Origin of the sequence: Mesorhizobium sp. M2A.F.Ca.ET.042.01.1.1 (genome assembly GCF_003997405.1) — a bacterium.
Classification (GTDB): Bacteria; Pseudomonadota; Alphaproteobacteria; order Rhizobiales; family Rhizobiaceae; genus Mesorhizobium.
In genome coordinates, this window is record NZ_RZRX01000507.1 from 1 (window position 1) to 1,882 (window position 1,882).

The 1,882-nt window shown below is 66.3% G+C and carries 1 protein-coding gene; it reads right to left on the minus strand.

Going from position 1 to position 1,882, the window contains the following annotated elements:
* Nucleotides 1-1,882, minus strand: a 1,882-nt coding sequence (locus tag EOA23_RS34285) for a ribonuclease E/G (protein ID WP_145966597.1), incomplete at both ends; no start/stop codon positions are given.

The following is a 1,882-nucleotide window of genomic DNA, read 5'->3' on the forward strand; positions in this document are numbered from 1 at the left end:
CCTCGGCGTCGTCATTGGCGGCCGCGGGGGCAGCAGACTGCGAAAGCGCGGCTGCCACCGCCGGCTCGCCTGCGGCGTCCTCATCTTCCGCCGCTTCCTCCTCGACGTCGCCGGCGGCGGCCTCTGAAGCCTCGTCGTCGCGGCGGTTGCGCTTGCCGCCGCGCTTGCCGCGCCGGCGCTTCTTGCCGGAAGCATCATCGGTAGCGGTTGCCTCGGCTTCGCCGCCAGCGGTCGCCTCCTGGGCCGCTTCTTCCGGCGCATCCGTGGCATCGTCGCTGGTTTCGCCAGCTTCCGCCGGCGCCGCCACGACATCCCCATTATGCTCGCGGTCGCGGTCCCTGCCGCCACGCCGCCGGCGGCGCTTGCGACGCTTGCGGTCGCGGCCTTCGCCGTCCTCTGACCGCTGCTGGTGCTGGCCCTGCTGCTGCGGCTGGCGCGGCTGTTCGGCCTGAACCGCAGCCTCTTCTTCCTCCTCGATGACGATCTCGTCCTCGGGCTCGTCCGGCTCGACATAGGCCGGCAGGCTGCGCACCTCGACGAAGCCTTCCGGCTTCTCGGCGATGGCGCCGCGGAAGATCGCGTAATGCTGGGTGCCGAGCGTCTCGTCGGCCTCGATCGTGATCGTTAGGCCGAAACGGGCTTCGAGCTCCACAAGGTTGGCGCGCTTGTGATTCAGCACATAAAGCGCGGTCGCGGCCGGCGTGCGCACGATGATGTGGCTGCGCGAATCCTTGAGCAGGAATTCCTCGATCGCCCGCACCACCATTAGCGCCACGGAGGAATCGGAGCGCACATGGCCGGTGCCGCCGCAATGCGGGCAGGGCTTCATCGTCGATTCCAGCACGCTGGCGCGGATACGCTGGCGCGACATTTCCATCAGGCCGAAATGCGAGATGCGGCCGACCTGGATACGCGCGCGGTCGTTCTTGAGGTGATCCTTCAGCCGCTTCTCGACAGCGCGATTGTTGCGGTTCTCCTCCATGTCAATGAAGTCGATGACGATGAGGCCGGCAAGGTCGCGCAGTCTGAGCTGCCGCGCGACTTCCTCGGCCGCCTCCAGATTGGTGTGGAGCGCGGTCTCCTCGATCGAATGCTCCTTGGTGGAGCGGCCGGAGTTGACGTCGATCGAGACCAGCGCCTCGGTCTGGTTGATGATGATGTAGCCGCCGCTCTTCAGCGTCACCTGTGGCTGCAGCATGCGATCGAGCTGCGCCTCGATGCCGTTGCGCACGAAGATCGGCGTGGTGTCCCGGTAGGGCTGAACCACCTTGGCGTGGCTCGGCATCAGCATGCGCATGAAGTCCTTGGCCTCGCGGTAGCCGTCCTCGCCGGAGACCAGGATCTCGTCGATATCCTTGTTGTAGAGGTCGCGCACCGAGCGCTTGATCAGGCTGCCTTCCTCATAGACGAGGGCAGGGGCCGTGGATTGCAGCGTGAGGCTGCGGACGTTCTCCCACAGCCGCATCAGATATTCGTAGTCGCGCTTGATCTCGGCCTTGGTGCGGCTTTCGCCAGCGGTGCGCAGGATGACACCCATGCCCTGCGGGACGTCGAGGTCGGTCACGACCTCCTTCAGCCGCTTGCGGTCCTGCGCGTTGGTGATCTTGCGCGAGATGCCGCCGCCGCGCGCCGTGTTCGGCATCAGCACCGAATAGCGGCCGGCAAGCGAAAGATAGGTGGTGAGCGCGGCGCCCTTGTTGCCGCGTTCTTCCTTGACCACCTGCACCAGAAGGATCTGGCGGCGCTTGATGACTTCCTGAATCTTGTACTGGCGGCGGACCGGCTTGCGGCGGCTGCGGATTTCCTCGAGCGCATCCTCGGCGCCGACCGATTCGACCTCGTGCTCGTCCGAATGCGAGGCCGAGACGTCCTCCAGCATGCC